Source organism: Arthrobacter sp. K4-10C, assembly GCF_059090085.1.
This window is the reverse complement of record NZ_JBNHFI010000003.1, coordinates 189,234-207,857: the sequence shown is the minus strand read 5'-3', so window position 1 is coordinate 207,857 and position 18,624 is coordinate 189,234. Positions and strand designations below refer to the sequence as shown.

The following is an 18,624-nucleotide window of genomic DNA, read 5'->3' as shown; positions in this document are numbered from 1 at the left end:
GCCAGTCCGGCGGGCGGGGCAGCCTGCCCGGTGCAGAACCGGCCGGTAACCGCCCGCGTCAGTATGATCGCAGCATGACCCAGACCGGCACCCCGAACTCCGTGACCCTCCGCTTCCTGGCCGCCCCGATGGATGTGGGCCACAGCGGCTCGGTGGACGCCGGGACCGTCCTGGAGTGGGTGGATAAGGCGGCCTATGCGGCCGCGGTTGGCTGGGCAAAGTCCTACTGTGTCACGGCCTACGTAGGGAACATCCACTTCGCCGACCCCGTCAACAGCGGTGACATGGTGGAGGTGGAAGCCACCATCGTGTACACCGGCAGGTCCTCCATGCACATCCGTACCGTGGTTTCCTCCGGAGACCCGAAGGGCGGGCCGGCCACCATGCGCAGCCAGTGCATGGTCATTTTCGTGGCCGTGGGCGAGGACGGCAAACCCATCCCGGTACAGCAGTTCGAGCCAGCCACGCCTGCCGAGATCGAGCAGCGCGACCACGCCCTTGCCCGGATCAAGGTCCGGGAACAGATCGTAGAAGCCATGAACCGCCAGGAATATACCGACGCCGGAACAGCGGAGCGGGTGACGCTCCGGTTCATGGCGGCGCCCACGGACGTCAATTGGGGCGGCAAGGTCCACGGCGGCATCGTCATGAAGTGGATCGACGAGGCCGCCTACGTCTGCGCTTCACGATATTGCGGCATGGACACCGTGGCGGTGTTTTCCGGCGGCGTCCGTTTCTACAGGCCCCTGCTGATCGGGCATGTGGTGGAGGTGGAGGCCCGGCTGGTGTACACCGGCACCAAGGGCATGCACATCGCCGTGCACGTCCGGTCCGGCGACCCCAAAGGCGGTGAACTGAACCTCACCACCTACTGCCTCACCGTCATGGTGGCGCGCGACGACGAGGGCAACTCCGTTCCGATCCCGGCCTGGGTGCCGGTCAGCGAGGAGGACAAGAGGCTGCACGCACATGCGCGCGAGCTGCTGGAAATCAGGGGCACCGCACCCGGCAACCGGCTGCCGAACCATCTGCTCCAGCAGGCCCAAGGAGGGAAACCGGCAGGACGGGACGCGGGGCACCCGGTCCGGCCATAAGGCGCGCTCCTAGAAGCCGCCACCGCCGGCGTCGGCAGCCATGTTCGCAAAGCGGGAGTAGTGGCCCTGGAAGGCGACCACGATGTCCTTGGTGGGGCCGTTACGGTGCTTTGCCACCAGGATGTCGGCCTCGCCGGCGCGCGGCGACTCCTTATCGTAGACGTCCTCGCGGTGGAGCAGGATCACCATGTCGGCGTCCTGCTCGATGGAGCCGGATTCACGGAGGTCCGAGACCATGGGCCGTTTGTCCTGCCGCTGTTCCGACCCACGGTTGAGCTGGGACAGGGCAATCACGGGGACCTCAAGTTCCTTGGCAAGCAACTTGAGTGCACGCGAGAATTCGGAGACTTCCTGCTGGCGGGATTCCACTTTCTTGCCGGAGCTCATGAGCTGCAGGTAGTCGAGGATGACGAGCTTGAGATTGTGCTGCTGCTTGAGGCGGCGGCACTTGGCCCGGATTTCCATCAGGGACATGTTTGGACTGTCATCGATGAACAGCGGGGCGTCATTCATCCGGCCCATCGTGGTGGCGATCTTCGACCACTGCTCGTCCTTGATGGTTCCCTTGCGGAGGTCCTGCAGCCCGATGGTGGCTTCCGCTGAGAGGAGGCGCATGGCGATCTCGTTCCGGCCCATTTCGAGGGAGAACATGACTGTGGCCAGGTTGTTCTTGATGGCAGCGGAACGGGCAAAGTCCAGGGCGAAGGTGGACTTACCGACGGCGGGACGGGCCGCGATCACGATCATCTGCCCAGGGTGGAGGCCATGGGTTAGTTCATCAAGCTCATAGAATCCGGTGGGGACACCGGTCATGCCCTCACCGCGGTGGCCGGACGCCTCGATCTCGTCCACGGTAGATTCCATGACGTCCTTGAGCACCACGTAGTCCTCGGCTGTCCGGCGCTCAGCCACCGCGTAGACCTCAGCCTGCGCCTGGTTGACCAGCTCTTCCACCTCGCCGTCGGAGCCGTAACCCAGCTGGACGATCTTGGTGCCGGCGTTCACCAGGCGCCGCAGGACGGCGCGTTCGGCCACGATCTCGGCGTAGTACCCGGCATTCGCGGCGGTGGGAACGGTCTGGATAAGCTCATGCAGGTAGGCAGGGCCGCCGATCCTGTTGATCTCTCCACGCTTGGTCAACTCGTCCGACACAGTGACGGCATCAGCGGGCTCACCACGGCCGTACAGGTCGATGATGGCTTCGTAAATGGTTTCGTGGGCCGGACGGTAGAAGTCCTGGCCCCGGAGGATTTCGACGACATCGGCGATGGCGTCCTTGGACAGCATCATGCCGCCCAGGACTGACTGCTCAGCGGGGATGTCCTGTGGAGGCTTTCGGCTCGTGTCTGATCCGCGGGTAGTTTCCACCGGGTCCAGTTGCGCGATTGACAAAGCTGCCGTCCTCCATTTGTACCGGGACGTGGATTGCCCGGTGGTTACCGTCCTGTTTGGGGCCTCACGCGGGAAGTCCGCGCGCCGCCACCTGTCCAGTTCTACCCGCGGGCTCCGACAATGCTGCCGGCAACCCTGAAAGCAGATGTTTGGGAGTTATCCCCACTGTCCACAGGTTTTCCACAGAGGCCTCTCCTGAAGGCTGGTTGGCTGCGGGCGGGTGGTTTTTCCACACATCCTCCGGAGCCATTTTCCTGCCCTCAAAACAGGTACTCCGCTACGCTAGCCCCCCGTGCCCCGGCAGCAAAGCCGGCAGGCCGCCCAGGCTGTGGATAACCTGTGCAGTACTAGGCATAGCTTGTGCACAGCCTGTGTGAAAGCCTGTGGACAATAAAAAACTTTGTCGTCTCACACGGCGCTGACCTGCGAAAACGCTGGCTCTAGACTGTGGAGTTAATATTTCTTCTGTGGAATTTCATCCACAGGCCTCCCGCTCGCCCATCCGCCCCGCCACGGGCAAACCCCGCCCGTGACACATGCCATGTGCAGGCAGTGGCGCTTCTCATATTCCGCCTGCGGCCTTCGTTCGGAATCGTCCCCGTCATGTATGTGGAAGCGTGAATATTTGCTGTGGATAACGTGGATCTGGCATAAGCTCTAGGTATGGGCGAACTACTGCTGGTGCTGTTGCCTGCAATTGTCTTGGTGGCGCTCATCTGGGGCCTTTTCACCGCCCTCAGCCCTCGGGACAGTGGCATCTCCGACGCGGAAAAGTATCAGCGCGACCTCGCCGAGCGCTCGGCCCGCCACTATGCGGCGCAGGTCGAAGCCGCCACGGCGGCGCGTGCCCGGTTAGAGGCAAAGACCCGCCACGGCCACAACGCCGGGCAGAACGGTGCAAGCAATCAGATCTGGCCCAGGCCAGGAAAAACATAGAAGGCTTTAGAACGATGGAATCGCTTGTGGTCCCTGTCCTCATCCTCCTCGCCGTGGTTGCCGGCGTTACGTTCGCTGTCCGCGCCTTCGGAAAACGCAAGACAACACGGGAGGCCGAGCCTGCCCAACCCGCGCCGACTTCAGCGGATCTGGCCCGCACGGCAGCAGGCAAGCTGTCAGAGGACGAGCACCGGCGGCTTTATGCCCTGATCGCGCAGGGGCAGGCCATGGCTGCGATCAAGCTGTACTACGAGGCCACCGGCGACGGGTTGCGGGCCTCGCGGGATGCTGTGGGAGCATTGGCCGCCCACCCGCAGCCCTACCGGGGTCCCGAGGCTGCCAGCCAGGAACCGGACGAGGACGAGGACGACGAGCCCCAGCGGTTCCCCTATCGCTACCGCGCCATTGCCAGCAAAGGGGACGTGACCCGCGAGGTCAGCAGCAACATGCTCAACGACGAAATCTACGGCCGGATCCGCACTCTCGCCCGCAACGGAGACACCGAGGCAGCCGCCACGGCGCTCACCCGGCATTCAGATATTTCCATGAAGCAGGCGCGCGAATTCATCGAACTGCTGGACGACTAGGGCCTGCCCCGGCAGAACGCCTAGAAGTCGAACATATCCCCCAGCCACCCTTCCTTCTTCTTGTGGCCACGGCGGTTGTACTCCCGGTCATACCCTTGCTTGCCGTAATTGCGGTCATCGTAGCGCGGCTGCTCCCGCCCCTGCTGGAAGTTGGGGTAGATCGGCGGAGGGGTGGGGCCGGGAGCGGGCGGTGCCGGCCGGTCCGGCACCGCGCCGGGCATCAGGTCTGCCGCCCGGTCCAGGATCTTGTCCAGCTCGCCGCGGTCCAGCCAGACGCCGCGGCACTGCGGACAGTAGTCAATTTCCACCCCGCTGCGCTCGGTCATCAACAGGTCTACGGAATCCACAGGGCATTTCATGTTCCGCACAACGACCGGCCGCCCTGGAAAGTTCGCCGTGGCCCTTTCTCAGCGGTTGCCGGAGATACCGGCCAGCAGCTGCTCGAAGGGCAGAGACTCCATCGGCGCTGGCTTCCGGCCCGGCTGGGACCCTTCCAGCAGCCGGGAAAACTCGCCGGCGGCCCGTTCGATCCGATCCGAAAGGGAGGAAGCTCCAGCCTCCGCCGTGCCCCAGTCCTGGGGACCAGCGAAGACCCCCGTGGGTGCCATCCGCGTACGCAGGTAGCTGAAGAGCGGACGCATAGCGTAGTCCAGGACCATCTGGTGACGGTCCGTGCCGCCGGTGGCACCCAGCAGGACCGCCTTTCCGTCCAGCGACTTGGGATCCAGGACATCGATGAATGACTTGAACAGGCCGCTGTAGGAGGCGCTGAATACCGGGCTTACGGCGATAATCCCATCGGATGCTTCCACCCCGGATATCACCTCGGCGAGGCGGGGAGCAGCGTAACCCGTCACAAAGTTGTTGGCGATATCAACGGCCAGGTCCCGGAGCTCGACGATGTCCACAGTCACGCCGTAGCCCGCTGCCGCCAATTCGTGCTCGGCGGCGGCAGCCAGCTGGTCGGCCAGCAGGCGGCTCGACGACGGCACGCCAAGACCGGCGGATAGGACAGTGATACGGCGGGTTTCCATGAGATTCTCCTGTTGCTCGTTCATTCACCATACATGCATTTGCATCTACATGGGGAACGGCGGGCCATCCCGGAGTATTCCCGTGGCGCTGGCGGGGTCCGGAGTTACACGAGCACTGTCCCGCGGATGCAGGTGGTGGAGTTCCCGCCCACCCAGATTTCGCCACCTTCGGCTTTGACGTGGACGCGGCCGGCGCGGCCCAAAACGGTTCCCTGCGCGGCCACGTACTCCTGCGGGGCCCTGCCGCTGCTGATCAGCCACTGCGCCGCGCCTGCGTGGAAGCTGCCGGTGACGGGATCCTCCACCATGGCGTCCCCAGGAATGAAGGTGCGGACCTCGAAGTCAGCGTCGGCACCAGGCCCGTGCGCGCCGATAACCCCCACATTCAAGGTACCCACAGCGGCCAGGTCGGGTTCAATGGCAAGCACCTGCTCTGCCGATGCCAGCAGCACAGCTATCCATTCCGGGCCGTTCACCAGCCAGGAAGCGTCAAGGATGTCCCCCAGCGGCAAGCGCAGCGCCGCGGCAACTTGCCTCCTGACGGGTTCATCCACCGGTCCAAAGCGCGTCAGTGGCGGCGCGGCGAAGGCCAGCCGCCCGTCGTCGTGCTTAATCCGCACCAGGCCCGCCGCGCACTCCTGCACCACGCTACCGGCTGTTTGTGGCACCCCGCCGGACTCCAGCCAGGCGTGGCAGGAGCCCAGCGTGGGATGGCCGGCAAACGGAAACTCCTCGCTGCCGGTGAAGATTCGGACCCGGTAGTCCGCGCGGGGATCGGTCGGCGGCAGCAGGAAGGTGGTCTCGGAAAGGTTGGTCCAGTTGGCGAAATGCTGCATCCGGGTGCCGGCGAGGCCTTCCCCGTCCAGGACCACGGCCAGCGGGTTGCCCCGGTAAGCCCGGTCCGAGAAGACGTCGACCTGGTGGAAGGGGCGAAGTCGCATAGCTTCGAGGGTCACCGCTGCAGGCTATCACCACCGCGGGCAGGGCAGCTGCGGGTCCGCGGGATGGCACGTGACGACCGTCCCAGGCACCATCTTTGCCGCCAGGTGCCATTTTGGCGCACCGGGAGCGCACAAAAGACCCCCGCCGCCGGGATCCGGCGGCGGGGGTCTTGTGATGCAGTCAGGGACTACTTGCCCGCGACCACGTCGAGTTCGATCACAGCAGCAACGTCGTCGTGCAGACGAACGTTGGCCTGGTAGGAACCAACCGACTTGATGTGGGCCGGCAGTTCAACCTTGCGCTTGTCGATCTTGCCAAGGCCAGCGGCCTCAACAGCGTCGGCGACGTCGGCCTGCTTGACAGTGCCGAACAGGCGTCCGGTTTCGCCAGCCTTGACGACCAGCTTGACCGGCTTGGCCGACAGTGCGGCGGCCTGCTTCTGAGCGTCTTCCAGGGAAGCGTGCTCGCGGGCAGCGCGGGCAGCCTTGATGGACTGAACCTGCTTTTCGCCACCCTTCGACCAGGTCAGGGCGAAGTTGCGGGGCAGCAGGTAGTTACGTGCGTAACCGTCCTTGACCTCGACAACGTCGCCAGCAGCACCGAGACCGGTTACTTCGTGGGTCAGAATGAGCTTTGCCATGTTAGTTAATCCCTTCCTTAGCCGCGGCCAGCGCCGGAGTAAGGCAGCAGAGCAACTTCGCGGGCGTTCTTGATTGCCTGTGCGATCTTGCGCTGTTCCTGGACCGTGACGCCGGTGACGCGACGGGCGCGGATCTTTCCGCGGTCGGAGATGAACTTGCGCAGCAATGCTACGTCCTTGTAGTCGATGACAGTGATGTCAGCGGCCTTCAAGGGGTTGGACTTTGGTTTGGGCTTACGGAGTTCAGCCTTAGCCATCGTGGAGCTCCTATTCTAGGGAGCCCGTGGATCGTGATCCACGGGATGGTGGTGGTCCGGCGGCGGCAGCCGCGGAGGTGCCGGATGGCACGCACTGCGGTCCCGTCGTCGGGCCTTTATTGGTTGTTAGAAGGGAGGTTCGGAATCCGGGCCGTTGCCCCAGCCGCCCGCATTGGAGACACCGGGCGTTGCCCAGGGGTCGTCCTGTGCAGCCTGCTGGTTGCCGCCGCCCCAGCCTCCACCGGAGTTGCCGCCCTGGTTTCCACCACCAGGATTGCCGCCTCCGAAGCCACCGCCGCTGTTGCCGCCGCCGAAGCCGCCACCCTGACCGCCGGAGCGCTGGGTGCGGTTGACCTTGGCATTGGCATAGCGCAGGCTGGGGCCGATTTCGTCGACCTCAAGCTCGATAACGGTGCGCTTTTCGCCTTCTTTGGTTTCGTAGGAACGGCTCTTCAAACGGCCGGTAACGATCACGCGCATGCCCTTGGTCAGGGACTCGGCTACGTTCTCGGCTGCTTCACGCCAGACGGCGGCGCGGAGGAACAGGGTTTCCCCGTCCTTCCACTCGTTGGACTGGCGATCAAAGGTGCGCGGGGTGGAAGCGATGGTGAAGTTCGCTACTGCCGAACCGGACGGTGTGAACCGCAATTCCGGGTCATTGGTGAGATTACCGATGACCGTAATGGTGGTTTCGCCTGCCATCTACTGCCTCCTTGTTCGATCCTGGGTGAAGAGTGCGTTTCCTGCGGGGTAAAGATTGAAAATCGGTGCTGAAATTACTCAGCAACAACCTTCTGCTCTTCGGGGCGGGTGATCTTGGTGCGCATGATGGTCTCGTTAAGAGACAGCTGGCGGTCAAGTTCCTTGGCGGTTTCCGGCTTGGCGGTGAAGTTCACCACGGCGTAGATACCTTCGGACTTCTTCTTGATGTCGTAAGCCAGCCGGCGACGGCCCCAGATGTCAACCTTCTCGATGGTTCCACCATCGTTGGTGATGACGTTCAGGAATTTCTGAAGCGACGGCTCAACGGTACGCTCTTCGACCTCGGGGTCGATGATTACCATCAATTCGTAAGGACGCATATGTGAACCCACCTCCTTTGGGCTAAGCGGTTACGGCATTTCCGTAACAGGAGGTTCATTTGCGATACCGTGCCGCAGCCAACCACCGGAACGGGGGCGGGACGCAGCACAGACTTCAATATCTTAGTGCATATGGAGCGGATAGGCGATTCGCGCTTGACTTCGAGCCTAGCCTTCGTCAAGGCCGGGCCGCATCCCAGGTGTCCGTATGTGGAAAACCGCCCGCCCGGGAGCCGAGGCGGCTTCCAGGCGGGCGGTGTTGGAGCAGGGCGGGCCGGGATTTACGACGCCTGCCCCGTCTTGACAGGTACGTCCCGGTCTTCGCCGGCATCCCCGGCTGGGGCGGCAGGCGGGGCGTACTTGCGGTAGCGCCACACACCCAGGGCAACCACGACAGCGGCCAGCGCCACGGACAAGAGCAGCGATTCGCGGGTGGAATCCAGGATGACCATGCCCACCAGCAAGGCCACGATGCTGGCGATGGCCAGCCAGGTCAGGTACGGGAAGAGCCACATTTTCAGCGCGAGCTCCTTGCCGGCAGCGCCCATGCGCTTCCGGAGGACCAGCTGCGAGGAAGCGATGACCAGCCAGACGAACAGGGCGATGGCGCCGGAAGTGTTGACCAGGAACAGGAAGACCGTGTCCGGGGCGATGTAGTTCAGCCCCACCGTCACGAACCCCACCACCGTGGAGGCCAGCACGGCGGCAGCGGGCACGCCGCGCCGCGAAATTTTGGTCCAGGACGCAGGTGCGTCGCCGCGCTTGGAGAGGGAAAAGAGCATGCGGCTGGCTGTGTAGAGGCCGGAGTTCAGGCAGGACAGCACCGACGTCAGAACCACAACGTCCATGATGGTGCCGGCGCCTGGGATGCCGAAGAGTTCGATCACGGCAACGTAGGGGCTCTTGGCGACGCTGGCATCATTCCACGGCAGCAGGGTGACAACGATGGCAATGGAACCGATGTAGAAGACCAGGATGCGCCAGACGGTGGACTTCACGGCCTTCTTGACGGCGTCCACCGGGTTTTCGGATTCACCGGCTGCGATCGTGGCTATCTCGGCACCAAAGAAGGAGAAGACCACAACGAGGATCCCGGCCAGGACCGCGCCTGCACCGTTCGGCATGAAACCGCCGTTATCCAGCAGATTGCTCAGGCCCGGAGCCGGGACGCCGGGTACCAGGCCGAGGATGGCTGCGGCGCCGAAGAGCAGGAACAGCACGATTGCGGCAACCTTGATCGAGGCGAACCAGAACTCGAACTCGCCGTAGGACTTCACCGAACCGAGGTTGGTGAGCGTCAGGAGGACCATCAGGATCAGCGCCCAGACCCATTGGTCGATGCCCGGCACCCAGCGATGCATGATGGCGGCGCCGGCGGTGGCCTCGATGCCGAGCACGATGATCCAGAACCAGGCGTAGAGCCAGCCGATGCTAAAGCCTGCCCAGCGGCCCAGCGCCTTGTCAGCGTACGTGGAGAAGGATCCGGTCTCCGGGTTGGCAGCGGCCATCTCGCCCAGCATGCGCATCACCAGGATCACCACGATACCCGCAGCCATGTATGCCACGAGGATGCCAGGACCAGCCTGCTGGATGGCGGCACCGGAGCCAACGAAGAGACCGGCGCCGATGACTCCGGCAATCGCGATCATGGAGAGGTGCCGCGGCTTGAGCGACTTGGCTAACTGCTGGTCAGCGGGCATGGGTGCGCCGTCCTTTGGGTCATTGCGGAATGGATGGGAGCCGGGCGCCAGGGGCGGATACCGGCCGGTTGCGGTCAACGCTGCATCCAGTGGGGTGGGTCACAGGGTTTTTCCCACCCTAAGGGCGTGGCAGGAAGGGGCGTCATGTGCATCCGCACAGACGGCCCGGAGCTAAATCAGATCTTCTCACAGGTCAACGCACCAGCAGTAATCAAATTGTGTCCTGGGAGAAACGAGGAAACGCAATGGAAATCACAGCGCCAATCTTGAGCCAATCCAGCGCAAATTTGGATGGTGGCCTTCAATAAAGCGGCGCTATATTCACTTTTACGGCTGGGTACCGTGCTGGAGGTGTGAGCCGACAGCTTGCCGGACCTCCGGTTGCACCAGGCAACCGGTAGTGCGGCGGTCATTATTGGAACTATTTGAAGTGCAAAAGTGCGGTCTCCTTCTTCAGGGATGGGGACCCATGTCATTAATTGGCCGCGGCAAGGAGTTGGACCGGATCTTGTCGGTGGTCCGGGGGCCCAAGGAGTCAGCCCTCGCCATCATCGGCAAACGCGGGGTGGGAAAGACTGCCCTGCTGTTGGAGATCCCCACCCTTTCCGACTACCGCACGGTTTTCCTGGGCGCCAGCGCCGCCGAATCCGACTGGCCGCTGTCCGGCCTCACGGCACTCCTGAACGGCATGGACGATCCCGTCCTCAACAGGATTGCCGACGAACTCCTGCGCGACACGGCCGGAGCCATGAACGTGCCGACCGTGTCCACGATGCTCCTCAATGGGCTGCACCAGCGGTCTTCGTCCCGGACAATCATCGTGATCGATGACGCGGACCAACTGGATCCCAGCAGCCAGGCCGTCATCGGGTTCCTTGCCCGGCGCCTCGCCGGAACGGATATCGCGTTGTTCCTGAGTGTCCGCGGGGACGCGCCGGACAGCCCCTTCGGCGGACTGTCCGCCCTGCACCTTGGCACCTTGAGCTACAGCGACACGGTACGGATGCTGGAGGCCCTTCCCGCGCGCCAGACCACGACGGCGGCAGCCCACGCGGTTGCCGCAGCTACCCAGGGAAACCCGCTCGCCGCCGTCGAGCTTTACCACCGCCTCCTGGATCGGCAGGCGGAAGGCAAGTATGCCCTGCCCGTTCCACTGCCCTGCAAGGGCAGCTTTGAGGCAGAGTTCGCATCGGTCCTGGGCGCATTGACTCCCGCCGCGCGCCAGGTCCTGGACCTGCTGTCGCTGTCCTGCCGCACCGACATCACTGCCCTGGAAACAGTCAACCCGGACATGTGGGCAGGCGTGGACGAACTTCTGGCCGGCGGCATGGTGACCCGTACCGGGCCACACCTGGGGATCCGGGACCAGCTGCTACGCGGCTATGTGTTCTCGGCCATGACCCCGGCGGTCCGCACAGCAAGCCACCGCGCCCTGGCGCAGGCTTCCGAAGCCACCGACCCGTACGCACGCCGCTGGCACCTGAGCTTCACCGCGCTGGAACGGCAGACCCCTTTCGGGTTGCTCCGCAGCGCGGTGGACCTCATCCGCGAGGGGGAGGTCTCCTTCGCGGTGGAGTACATTGAGCGGGCCCTCACCATCAATCCGTGGGAAGCGGAAACCGCTGCCCGCCTTACCTCCGTGGCCGAGCTTCTGTTCAACCGCGGAGAGTTCGTCTACGCCAGGCGCTACCTGGAGTGGGCGCAGCGGGTGACGCGGAACCCTGCACTGATCCTCCGGCTGACAGGCCTGTCATTCGAAATCGAGTTCATCCAGGGCGGAACCGTCCGCTCAAGCATGGTGCTGCGGCTGGTGAAGGAGTTTGGCCGGCATGACCCGGGGTATGCCGCCAACCTGCTGGCGCTGGCCGCCCTCTACTTCGCCGAGCGGTGGGAGCTGAAGGATGCCGTGGAACTTCTCCGTTATGGCACGGAGTTCCAGGGGTCGGCATCCGCGGAATGCCTCGCGATCATCGAGCGGGCAAGGATGCTGGTTGCCTCCATCAGCGGGGACACCGGCACCCTCAGCCGGAAGCACGAGCCTGCAGGACACGTCCGGATGCTCTGCCTGCTGGTGCAGGGGCGCGCGCTGAGCTATGCCGAACGCTACGACCATGCGCAGGAGGCATTCGCGATGGTGCGCAGCGCCGGCGGAGCCAATAACGTCAATTGGCGGGAAACCGCAGTGTTCCTGGCGGTGGACAACGAGATCCGGGCTGGAAACGTCCGCGCCGCCGTCACGCTCATCGATGATCTGGAACGCCATGAACCCGAGAACAAGTACCACCGCGGGATGCGGCACATCTTCCGGGTGTGGCGTGCCCATGCACTGGGGGATGAGTCACTTGCCCAGGTTGCTGCCTTGGAGGCGCAGCGCCATGCGGGAGCCGGGAGCCACCCCGCAATTACTGCCCAGCTGGCCGCCTGCCAGGGCCATTTCGCTCTGCTCCGCGGTGACTTGGCCGAGTCTTTCGCCCAGCTGTCCCGGGCGGCTGAAATCGGAATGGGCCTTGGAAACCCCACCCTGCTGCGGTGCGAGGCGGACCTTGTAGAGGTCCTCATCCGGCTGGGTCGGCACCGCGAGGCCACGCAGGCACTGTTGCGCCTGGAGAGCCGCTCCGTGGGGCTGAGGTCGCCGTGGCTTCTGATGGCCGTGGCCAGGAGCCGGGCCATGCTGGCGGACGGCGAACAGTCATTGCAGCTGTTCAGCCACGCTCTGGAAAGCAGGGGCGGACATGATTCCGTGCTGGAACGGGCCAGGACGCTGCTGTGCTACGCAGAACGGCTTAACGCCTTCGGCCGCGTCAGGGCTGCCCGTGACGCCCTGATGCACGCAAAGGTGATGTTCGACGAGTCAGGCGCCGCCGCCTGGACGCAGCATGTGGACGCCCTGCTGCTGGATGAGCGGGTGGAACCGGTTCGTCCGCAGGGCAACCCGGCATTGATGCTGCTGGCGGACCACGAACGTGCGCTGGCCAAGATGGTGGCCCGTGGAATGCGGAACAAGGAAATCGCGGCCACCCTCTATGTGTCCGTACGCACGGTGGAAGTGCGCCTGACCGCGATTTACCGGAAGCTCGGGGTGGAGTCCCGGGCCCAGCTCACTGCGCTGGCCGCCGGCAAGGAAAACCCGGCTCCCGAGCCCTACGTCCTGCCCGCGCTTTAGGCGCAAAACGCCTGCAATTGCAGGTACCCGCAGTTTCCGCACTGTTCCCGGGCCCCACCCACAAGGCCCCTTCCGGACCCCGCCGCAGCAGGTTTTCCGAAGCTAGTTTTGCTTCACGGTCAGACAGCAACGGACACGCCGGAAGGGGTCACCATGGCAGAGATACCAGTAGCCCGGGCCCGGCGTGCCGCCTTCGGCTGGCCCGTTGAATCCGTTGCTGCACAGCGGATCCCAACACAGCAGTTGGCGGCGGCGGAGGCCGCAGGAACCCGGCTTCTGCAGCCGCCAACTGCCCACCCTGCAGGCACGGAGTCCAAAGCGCCCGGCCGAAAAGCATCAGCATCGTGGCTCGCAACGCACACCAAACTTCTCCGGAGCACGGACGCAGCCCTGGTGGCGGCGGCCGTGTATGCCGGCTACCTGCTGTCCGACGTGGGCTTCGCCCCCGGCGGCGCGGCGGACAAGGGAACCGCCGCCACTGCCGCCGCCGTCGCACTCACCTGGCTGGCCGCCCTCGAGATCTACCGCACCCGGGACGCGAAGGTCCTGGGCATCGGCGCCGACGAATACAAGCGCGTGGCCTCGGCCACCCTCCGGATCTTCGGGCTGATGGCCATCGCCGCCGTCGTGTTCTCCCTGCACGGCGCCGGAGCCTTCGTCACCGTCTCCCTGCCACTCGGACTGCTTGCCCTCACCGCCAACCGCTGGGTGTTCCGGCGCCGGCTCACTGCTGAAAAGGGCAGGGGACGGCACCTTTCCCGGGCCCTTGTAGTCGGTGACCCGGAAGACGTCCGCTATGTGGTGCAGCAGGTGTCCAGGAAGTCGGGACCCGTCTACGACATCCTGGGGGTATGCCTTCCCGGAGCGCGCCGCGGGTACAACCTGCGGGTGGACGGCAAGCAAGTGCCGGTGCTGTCGTCCACCGATGACATTGCACGGACTGTACGCCTGACGGAAGCGGACTCGGTGATCGTCGCCGGGCCGTTGCCGGGCGGCAACAGGTTCATCCGGGAGCTGGGATGGCGGCTGGAGGAGTCTTCCGCAGAGCTGATCCTGGCGGCAACCCTCACCAACGTTGCCGGACCCCGCATCCACTGGCGGCCGGTGGAAGGCCTGCCCCTCATGCACGTTGACATCCCGCAGTACAGCGGGGCCAAGCACGCACTGAAGCGGGTCATGGATATGGCTACGGCACTGGCAGCCCTCCTGGTGCTGTCGCCGCTTCTCCTGGTCCTCGCCGTCATCGTCAGGCTGGACAGCCCCGGCCCGGTGTTCTTCCGGCAGGACCGCATTGGGAAGGACGGCCAGGTGTTCCAGATGTTCAAGTTCAGGTCCATGGTGGTGGATGCCGAGGCCCGGCTTGCCGCGCTGGGCCAGCAGAACCAGGCAGCCGGCGTCCTGTTCAAGATGCGGGACGACCCCCGGGTTACCCGCTGCGGACGTTGGATGCGCAAGTACTCGCTGGACGAGTTGCCGCAGCTGTGGAACGTAGTCCTGGGCCACATGAGCATGGTGGGTCCGCGGCCTCCGCTGGACCGGGAGGTCAGCAAATACGAACGCCACACCCACCGGCGGCTGCTCATCAAGCCGGGCATCACCGGGCTATGGCAGATCAATGGCCGCTCCGACCTCCCCTGGGACGAAGCCGTCCGCCTGGACCTTTACTACGTCGAGAACTGGTCCATCGCAGGGGACCTGCTGATTCTTTGGCGGACATTCCGGGCTGTGCTCCGGCCGTCCGGCGCTTACTAACAAAAACCGCACTCGGGAAAGAAAGTGACATGAGAGCATTCCCCAATCCGTTCCACGCCCCCACGCACAAGCAACCCGTGCGGAAACTCCGGATCGCCGTCGTGGGCGCCGGGTACTGGGGGCCAAACCTGGCCCGGAACCTGCAGGCCAGCCCCGAGTGGGACCTGGTGGCCATCTGCGACCTCGACCTTGAACGGGCACGGAAACTGGCCGAGTCGCTGGGCGGGATTCCCGTCGTCGAGTCCCTCGACGAACTGCTGGACACGCTTGACGTGGACGCCGTGGCCATCGCAACCCCGGCCCGCACCCACCACGGAACAGTGATGACTGCGCTGCGCGCCGGAAAGCATGTCCTGGTGGAGAAGCCGCTGGCGGACAGCCGGGCGCACGGCGTGGAGATGGTGGCGGAGGCCGAGGCGAACGGGCTGGTGCTGATGGCGGACCACACCTACTGCTACACCCCGGCGGTACTGAAGATGCAGGAATTGGTGCAGGCGGGGTCGCTTGGCGAAATCCTCTTCGTGGATTCCACCCGGATCAACCTGGGGCTTGTGCAGCCTGACGTTGATGTGTTCTGGGACCTCGCACCGCACGACCTGGCCATCCTGGACTTCATCCTTCCGGGCGGCCTCAACCCTGCAGAAGTGTCCGCTTTCGGGGCGGACCCGTTGGGCACCGGGCGGGACTGCGTGGGCCACCTGAACTTCCGGCTCCCCAACGACGCCACAGCCCACGTCCACGTCAACTGGCTCAGTCCGACCAAGATCCGGCAGATGGTGATCGGCGGATCCTTGAGGACGCTGGTGTGGGACGACCTTAACCCCCAGCAGCGGCTCAGCGTCTATGACCGCGGCGTCAGCCTGGACCGGCAACCAAAATCGGCGGGGGAACGGGCATCGAACGCCGTCTCCTACCGCCTGGGCGATACCTGGTCTCCGGCCCTGCCCGAACGCGAGGCCCTTAGCCAGGTGGTGGAGGAGCTGGCATTCTGCATCCGCAACGGCCGGGAAGCCCGGACCGGCGGGGCGTCCGGGCTGCGTGTGCTCTCCGTCCTGGAGGCGGTGAGCCGCAGCCTCACCCTCGACGGGCAGCCGTCACGGGTGGAGGGCGCGATGGCGGACTCCGTCGCCGAAATGGAGGGCGTGCTGTGAGCGGCCTGGAAGGGGCCGCCATCCTGGTGACGGGCGGGGCGGGAACCATCGGGTCAACGCTCGTGGATGCCCTGCTGGAGGCAGGGGCAGGACGCATTGACGTGCTGGACAACCTGGTCCGCGGCCGCCACGCAAACCTCGCCGGCGCGCTGCGGACGGGCCAGGTTGAACTGGTGCAGGGCACCATCCAGGACAGGGACCTGGTGCACGACCTGACGAAGGGCAAGGACCTCGTGTTCCACCAGGCCGCCATCCGGATCACCCAGTGCGCGGAGGAGCCGCGGCTGGCCCTGGAGGTGCTGGTGGACGGAACCTTCAATGTGCTGGAGGCCGCCGCCGGGCACAAGGTTGACAAGCTGGTGGCCGCATCCAGCGCCTCGGTGTACGGCATGGCCGAGGAGTTTCCGACTCCTGAACGGCACCACCACGCCAACAATGACACGTTCTACGGCGCAGCCAAGTCCTTCAACGAAGGCATGGCGCGCAGCTTCCGGGCCATGACCGGCCTGGACTACGTGATGCTCCGCTACTTCAATGTCTACGGGCCGCGGATGGACGTCCACGGGCTGTACACCGAGGTCCTGGTGCGCTGGATGGAGCGGATCATGGACGGCCAGGCGCCGCTGATCTTCGGCGACGGGCTCCAGACCATGGATTTCATTTACACCGCGGACGTGGCGCGCGCCAACATGCTGGCGGCTGGCAGCGGCGTCAGCGAAGGGGTCTACAACGTGGCCAGCGGAACCGAGACCAGCCTGCTGGAGATGGCGCAGGCGCTGCTCCGGGTCATGGGTTCGGACCTGGACGTGGAGCACGGTCCGGCGCGGCAGGTCAACGGCGTTGTCCGGCGGCTGGCGGACACGTCGGCGGCCGCCCGGGACCTGGGGTTCAAGGCCGAGGTGGAACTGGAGGAAGGACTCCGCGAGCTCGTCAGCTGGTGGATGCCGCTGCGCGACGAGATCGCCGCGACAAGGAAGGCCGGTGCGCGATGAGTGCGGAAGCAGTGCTTGCCAGGATCAACGTCATGAAACCGTGGCTCGGGGAGGAAGAGGCCCTCGCGCTGGCCGAGGTGGTGGCGTCCGGGTGGGTTGCCCAGGGACCCAAGGTCAAGGAGTTCGAGGAGAAGTTCGCCGCCGCACAGGAGGTGCGGCACGCCGTCGCTGTCTCCAACTGCACCACTGCCCTGCACCTGGCGCTGAAAGTGGCGGGGATCGGACCAGGCGACGACGTGGTGGTGCCTTCGCTGTCCTTCATCGCCACGGCGAACGCCGTGACCTACGTAGGGGCCCGACCGGTATTCTGCGACGTGGACCCGGCCACCGGGAACGTGACTGCGGAAACCCTCCACGCGGCCCTCACGCTGGATACCCGGGCCGTCATTGTGGTGGACCAGGGCGGCGTCCCGCTGGACCTGGACCCGATCCGGGAACTCTGCGACCGCCACGAGATCACCCTCATTGAGGATGCTGCCTGCGGTGTGGGATCTACGTACAAGGGCCGGCCCGTGGGCACCGGCGCCGACGTGGCGGTGTGGTCCTTCCACCCCCGCAAGATCCTCACTACGGGTGAAGGCGGGATGCTCACCACCAACCGGGCCGACTGGGCAGCCAGGGCACGGGCTCTTCGCGAACACTCCATGAGCGTCTCCGCCGCGGACCGGCACGGGTCAACGCTGGCGCCGGCGGAGGTGTACCTCGAGGTGGGGTTCAACTACCGCATGACCGACCTGCAGGCCGCCGTCGGAATTGTCCAGCTGGGGCGCCTCCCGGAGGTGGTGCAAAGGCGGCGGGACATCGCGGCGCGGTACGTGGCCGGGCTGGCCGGGCTGAGGGGCTTGAGGATGGTGTCCGATCCGCCCTATGGGACCACCAATTTCCAGTCTTTCTGGATGGAGGTCCTGCCGTCGTTCAGGACCACGCGGGAGGGCCTGATGGAGCTGCTGGCCGATGCGGGGATTTCGGCACGGCGGGGAATCATGGCGGCGCACCGCCAGCCGGCGTACCGCTGGAGGGACGCAGGCAACGCCGGCCTGCAGCACACGGAACGGCTCAATGACAGGACGCTGATCCTCCCTGTGTTCCACGAGCTCGATGACGAGGGACTGGGAAGGATCATCAGCACCATTCGTGCTGCAGCCGTTGGGGCCGGCACATGAGCGAGCTGATCCTCGTAGCCGCCAGCGGCTTGGCCCGCGAAGTCCTGGCGATGGTCCGCAGCAGCGGCCAGTACGACGTCGTCGGCCTCCTGGACGACGACAAGGAGATGGCGGGGGTGACCGTGGACGGCGCACCCGTCCTTGGGACGATCGACGACGCTGCAAAGTACAAGCACGCGTTCGTCCTGGTGTGCATCGGCTCAGGGAAGGCGCGCGAAGCCGTGGTGGAGCGGCTCACGGCACTCGGCCTGAACGAAGCGCGGTATGCCACGGCGATCGACCCCTCCGTCCAGTACCCGGAGGGCTGCCGGATCGGCAGGGGCAGCATCCTGCTGCGGAACGTCACCCTGACCGCATCCGTCACCATCGGCTCGCACGTGGTGGCCATGCCCTCGGTGACCTTCACGCACGACGACGACGTGGCGGACTTTGCCACGTTCGCTGCGGGAGTATCGCTGGGCGGCGGAGTCCGGATTGGCCGGGCGGCGTACCTGGGCATGAACGCGGGCGTCCGCGAGCGGACCTCCGTGGGCGCGTACGCGACAGTCGGCATGGGTGCCGCCGTGCTGAGCAACGTGCCCGACGGCGAAACCTGGGTTGGGGTGCCGGCGCGCGAGATAGACCGGGAAGCTTTCCAGTTTGGGGGTGCGTTGTGAGTGCGGAAACAGATGTCCAGGCTGCCGTTGGGCCAGTGCCATTGGTTGATTTGGCGGCACAGCAGGCGGAGGTGCATGAGGAA

18 protein-coding genes are annotated in these 18,624 nt (G+C 65.2%); 9 read left to right on the top strand and 9 right to left on the bottom strand.

The features are described 5' to 3' along the window. Window positions 1-74: 74 nt before the first annotated feature. Window positions 75-1,094 carry an acyl-CoA thioesterase gene (locus AC5RUU_RS05475; protein WP_493974194.1) on the top strand — a complete coding sequence of 340 codons (1,020 nt, stop codon included), beginning with the start codon at window positions 75-77 and terminating at the stop codon, window positions 1,092-1,094. Window positions 1,095-1,103: 9 nt separating this feature from the next. Here AC5RUU_RS05475 and dnaB read toward each other — a convergent pair whose 3' ends face one another. Further along, window positions 1,104-2,486 carry a replicative DNA helicase gene (gene dnaB / locus AC5RUU_RS05470; protein ID WP_493974193.1) on the bottom strand — a complete coding sequence of 461 codons (1,383 nt, stop codon included), beginning with the start codon at window positions 2,484-2,486 and terminating at the stop codon, window positions 1,104-1,106. Window positions 2,487-3,149: 663 nt separating this feature from the next. Between dnaB and AC5RUU_RS05465 the strand changes: the two genes are divergently transcribed. Continuing rightward, entirely contained in the window at window positions 3,150-3,422 is a 273-nt protein-coding gene (locus AC5RUU_RS05465; protein ID WP_493974192.1) for a hypothetical protein, read from the top strand. A gap of 14 nt (window positions 3,423-3,436) precedes the next feature. After that, window positions 3,437-4,009: a hypothetical protein gene (locus AC5RUU_RS05460; protein WP_493974191.1), complete on the top strand. Its 573-nt coding sequence runs from the start codon at window positions 3,437-3,439 to the stop codon at window positions 4,007-4,009. 20 nt (window positions 4,010-4,029) lie between these two features. On the opposite strand, the gene AC5RUU_RS05455 is transcribed toward AC5RUU_RS05460, so the two are convergent. The 8 genes from AC5RUU_RS05455 to AC5RUU_RS05420 all read right to left on the bottom strand — a co-directional run bounded on the left by AC5RUU_RS05455 (window position 4,030) and on the right by AC5RUU_RS05420 (window position 9,664). Beyond that, a complete protein-coding gene (locus AC5RUU_RS05455) occupies window positions 4,030-4,356 on the bottom strand; it encodes a TFIIB-type zinc ribbon-containing protein (RefSeq protein WP_493974190.1) in 327 nt (108 codons plus the stop codon). Between the two features lie 60 nt (window positions 4,357-4,416). After that, complete coding sequence (locus AC5RUU_RS05450) at window positions 4,417-5,043, bottom strand: FMN reductase (protein WP_493974189.1); 627 nt, start codon at window positions 5,041-5,043, stop codon at window positions 4,417-4,419. 104 nt (window positions 5,044-5,147) lie between these two features. After that, complete coding sequence (locus AC5RUU_RS05445; protein ID WP_493974188.1) at window positions 5,148-5,999, bottom strand: PhzF family phenazine biosynthesis protein; 852 nt, start codon at window positions 5,997-5,999, stop codon at window positions 5,148-5,150. A gap of 173 nt (window positions 6,000-6,172) precedes the next feature. Continuing rightward, the gene (rplI, locus tag AC5RUU_RS05440) at window positions 6,173-6,625 is read right to left on the bottom strand and encodes a 50S ribosomal protein L9 (RefSeq protein ID WP_493974187.1); all 453 of its coding nucleotides are present in this window, start codon (window positions 6,623-6,625) and stop codon (window positions 6,173-6,175) included. Between the two features lie 17 nt (window positions 6,626-6,642). Next, window positions 6,643-6,882 carry a 30S ribosomal protein S18 gene (gene rpsR, locus AC5RUU_RS05435; RefSeq protein ID WP_003800144.1) on the bottom strand — a complete coding sequence of 80 codons (240 nt, stop codon included), beginning with the start codon at window positions 6,880-6,882 and terminating at the stop codon, window positions 6,643-6,645. 126 nt (window positions 6,883-7,008) lie between these two features. Next, window positions 7,009-7,584, bottom strand: coding sequence for a single-stranded DNA-binding protein (locus AC5RUU_RS05430; RefSeq protein ID WP_493974186.1), 576 nt, complete (start codon window positions 7,582-7,584; stop codon window positions 7,009-7,011). A gap of 74 nt (window positions 7,585-7,658) precedes the next feature. Then, window positions 7,659-7,964: a 30S ribosomal protein S6 gene (rpsF, locus tag AC5RUU_RS05425; RefSeq protein ID WP_015939036.1), complete on the bottom strand. Its 306-nt coding sequence runs from the start codon at window positions 7,962-7,964 to the stop codon at window positions 7,659-7,661. A gap of 281 nt (window positions 7,965-8,245) precedes the next feature. Next, the gene (locus AC5RUU_RS05420; protein WP_493974185.1) at window positions 8,246-9,664 is read right to left on the bottom strand and encodes an amino acid permease; all 1,419 of its coding nucleotides are present in this window, start codon (window positions 9,662-9,664) and stop codon (window positions 8,246-8,248) included. A 469-nt stretch (window positions 9,665-10,133) separates the two neighbouring features. Between AC5RUU_RS05420 and AC5RUU_RS05415 the strand changes: the two genes are divergently transcribed. The 6 genes from AC5RUU_RS05415 to AC5RUU_RS05390 all read left to right on the top strand — a co-directional run bounded on the left by AC5RUU_RS05415 (window position 10,134) and on the right by AC5RUU_RS05390 (window position 18,541). After that, complete coding sequence (locus AC5RUU_RS05415; RefSeq protein WP_493974184.1) at window positions 10,134-12,827, top strand: AAA family ATPase; 2,694 nt, start codon at window positions 10,134-10,136, stop codon at window positions 12,825-12,827. Between the two features lie 153 nt (window positions 12,828-12,980). Then, a complete protein-coding gene (locus AC5RUU_RS05410) occupies window positions 12,981-14,579 on the top strand; it encodes a sugar transferase (RefSeq protein ID WP_493974183.1) in 1,599 nt (532 codons plus the stop codon). A gap of 29 nt (window positions 14,580-14,608) precedes the next feature. After that, a complete protein-coding gene (locus AC5RUU_RS05405) occupies window positions 14,609-15,730 on the top strand; it encodes a Gfo/Idh/MocA family protein (RefSeq protein ID WP_493974182.1) in 1,122 nt (373 codons plus the stop codon). After that, window positions 15,727-16,722: an NAD-dependent epimerase/dehydratase family protein gene (locus tag AC5RUU_RS05400; RefSeq protein WP_493974181.1), complete on the top strand. Its 996-nt coding sequence runs from the start codon at window positions 15,727-15,729 to the stop codon at window positions 16,720-16,722. Before AC5RUU_RS05405 ends, AC5RUU_RS05400 begins: the two co-directional genes overlap by 4 nt. Further along, window positions 16,719-17,885 carry a DegT/DnrJ/EryC1/StrS family aminotransferase gene (locus tag AC5RUU_RS05395; RefSeq protein ID WP_493974180.1) on the top strand — a complete coding sequence of 389 codons (1,167 nt, stop codon included), beginning with the start codon at window positions 16,719-16,721 and terminating at the stop codon, window positions 17,883-17,885. The genes AC5RUU_RS05400 and AC5RUU_RS05395 overlap by 4 nt, the downstream gene beginning before the upstream one ends. Continuing rightward, entirely contained in the window at window positions 17,882-18,541 is a 660-nt protein-coding gene (locus AC5RUU_RS05390; protein WP_493974179.1) for an acetyltransferase, read from the top strand. The genes AC5RUU_RS05395 and AC5RUU_RS05390 overlap by 4 nt, the downstream gene beginning before the upstream one ends. Window positions 18,542-18,624: the final 83 nt, after the last annotated feature.